At 43.4% G+C, this 3,316-nt stretch carries 1 pseudogene; it reads left to right on the forward strand.

Annotation, left to right across the window (positions count from 1 at the left end):
- Positions 1-3,316: pseudogene (locus tag AALA56_RS09830) on the forward strand (hypothetical protein); the annotation flags it as partial.

Consider the following 3,316-nt stretch of genomic DNA (forward strand, 5'->3'; position numbering starts at 1 on the left):
TTGCTGCAGGTGGTGTAGCTAGTCAGACAGCTATGGCTGAGGAGACTCCAGTCGTTGAGACTGAAACATCTATAGACACCTTAGCAGGGACTGATGTTGTTGCTATGTCATCAAGCAGTATAACTGTAACAGATACAGTGCAACAAGCAAGTGCATCAGAAACTACACCGTCATTATCAACCTCAGAGTCATCGAGCGTATCAAGCTCTTTGTCTGAGTCACAATCACTAAGTGCTTCACTCTCTGAGTCTGTGTCAGAATCAGTAAGTGAATCCGTATCTGAGTCTATCTCGGAGTCAGTAAGTGAGTCAGCTTCAAATGTTCAGTTTGAATCACAAAGTCAGTCAGAGTCACTTAGTAGCTCTGAAGCAAAACATTCTGAAACGGATATTCTCAGTGAAAGTGAAGGAATAACAGTAGAAAAAGCTGAGTTAAATCAAGCAAGAGAAGAACTTTCACAATCTCTATCAAGTGCATTATCTGTCGATACTAGTAAGATGACGCAGGTTGAACGTGTCGGCTATGAAGCATTAAAGGCTGATGCTCAGCGTGTTTTAAGTGAAGCAGATAACTTACTTGTTTCGGCTAGCGTTACACAGTCACAAATTGATGATGTGACACGCCGTGTAAAGCAGTATACTAAGTATCTACAAGATCCAAAAAGTCTGGAGTCTAATTTAGTTTTCAAAGGTTTTAGAGCCTCAACTTCTGGTACAGTTACTACACTCTCGGTTAGTGAATCTGTTTCCGAGTCGGTCAGCGAGTCAATGTCAGCTAGTGAATCATTTTCAGGCTCCAGTTCAAGTTCGCTAAGTGAATCAGTATCAACTAGCACAGTAGCAAGTGAGTCAGAGGTGTCTCGTGATAAAGAAACAACTGTAACTCCTAAAGCTGATGAGGAGATAGAAGAGAAGGCTAGCCCAGCAGACCTTGCAAATCAAAAGAAAGAGGCTACTAGGAATCTAACGGTTGCAATTAGTGATTTGAAGCAAACGCTCGCAGCAGCTGAAAGTTTGGAATTGGATGATTTGGCAGCTGCCTACGCCCTCTTACTCCAAGCACAAGGTGTTGTAAGTAGCACTGCCCCATCACTGGAACAGTTGAATGTGATGCAGAGTATCATTGCAGCGACAGATAGCTCTATTCAGAAACGGGTCTCTGAAAAAGTAACAGCTTCTGGTACTAGAAATGGAAATTACATCACTGCAAGCAATGGTTTGACTTATGCGGTGACAACTGCAAACGATGGATCAGAACGCCTTCGCCTCACTTCAATTATGTCTCGTCCAGCTGAACATGGGAAGACCTATGAGGAATTAGGTCTTAACGGGTCAGGTTTCAGAGCTACGGCAAGTGGTTCAAAGGTGACAATCAACCTGGGAGACCTTACTGATGTTCGTGATAGAAAATGGTCAAATGCAACAGGGGGCGGAACACAGACTCCACAGCAACTCCTTTCTAACTTGAAAATTGTCTATGACAGAGAGACAAAGACAATTGAATGGTCGGTTACGTATAACCCAGTTTCTCCTACGGGGCGTTCGGACTGGAACTCAGGGAATACCTATACCGGAGTGTTTATTCGTTTTGGTGGGGATAAAATTGGAACTCCTATTAACGTAAAGGTAAACGGAATTACGGCAACTAGACTAAGCAATCAATACCAGTATCGAACCGTTTCTCCGACAGGACCTCATGGTCCGCAACTGATCACTTTTACGACTACCTATAATGGTGATTTAGCAGATCTAAAGAATAGCTTTGGTTTCCAAATTGTAGGTTCTATTACAAAGGACTTATCAAGTACTTATAAAGAGGATGCGAGCAGGCAATATGGTAGTGCTGGAGGACTTCATGTTGTTTCAAATGGTTCAGGAACGGCTATCAGCTCCATCAGTTCTGGTCAGGTCAAGGCTGATGTTATCAATAAGATAGAGTCAGAGAGTACTTCTACTTCAAAATCTCAGGTCCAATCTTTGAGTGAGTCGACTTCTAAATCCCAATCGGTTTCCAAGTCTCAATCCTTGAGCGAGTCGACTTCTAAATCCCAATCGGTTTCTAAATCTCAATCCTTGAGCGAGTCGACTTCTAAATCTCAATCGGTTTCCAAGTCTCAATCCTTGAGCGAGTCGACTTCTAAATCCCAATCGGTTTCTAAATCTCAATCCTTGAGCGAGTCGACTTCTAAATCCCAATCGGTTTCTAAATCTCAATCCTTGAGCGAGTCGACTTCTAAATCTCAATCGGTTTCCAAGTCTCAATCCTTGAGCGAGTCGACTTCTAAATCCCAATCGGTTTCTAAATCTCAATCCTTGAGCGAGTCGACTTCTAAATCCCAATCGGTTTCTAAATCTCAATCCTTGAGCGAGTCGACTTCTAAATCTCAATCGGTTTCCAAGTCTCAATCCTTGAGCGAGTCGACTTCTAAATCTCAATCGGTTTCCAAGTCTCAATCCTTGAGCGAGTCGATTTCTAAATCTCAATCCTTGAGTGAATCGACGTCTAAGTCCCAATCGCAATCAGTCAGCACCTCCATCTCCGAATCGGTTAGCGAGTCAGTGTCTGAGTCTATTTCAGAATCAGTGAGCGAATCAGTATCTGAATCTATTTCCGAGTCAGTGAGCGAGTCTGTATCAGAATCAATCTCTGAGTCAGTGAGCGAATCCGTATCTGAGTCTATCTCCGAGTCAGTGAGCGAATCTGTATCAGAATCCATTTCAGAATCAGTGAGCGAATCTGTATCAGAATCCATTTCAGAATCAGTGAGCGAGTCTGTATCCGAGTCTATCTCCGAGTCAGTCAGCGAATCCGTATCTGAGTCTATTTCAGAATCAGTCAGCGAATCCGTATCCGAGTCTATCTCCGAGTCAGTGAGCGAGTCTGTATCTGAGTCTATCTCCGAGTCAGTCAGCGAATCCGTATCTGAGTCTATTTCAGAATCAGTCAGCGAATCCGTATCCGAGTCAATCTCAGAATCAGTGAGCGAGTCTGTGTCTGAGTCTATTTCAGAATCAGTGAGCGAGTCTGTATCAGAATCAATCTCCGAGTCTATTTCAGAATCAGTCAGCGAATCCGTATCCGAGTCTATCTCCGAGTCAGTGAGCGAATCTGTGTCTGAGTCTATCTCAGAATCAGTGAGCGAGTCTGTATCAGAATCTATCTCAGAATCAGTGAGCGAGTCTGTATCAGAATCTATCTCTGAGTCAGTGAGCGAGTCTGTATCAGAGTCAATCTCAGAATCAGTGAGCGAATCCGTATCTGAGTCTATCTCCGAGTCAGTCAGCGAATCCGTATCTGAGTCTATTTCAGAATCAGT

The sequence above is a fragment of the Streptococcus hyointestinalis genome, from assembly GCF_041225505.1.
GTDB classification, from domain to species: Bacteria; Bacillota; Bacilli; order Lactobacillales; family Streptococcaceae; genus Streptococcus; species Streptococcus hyointestinalis_B.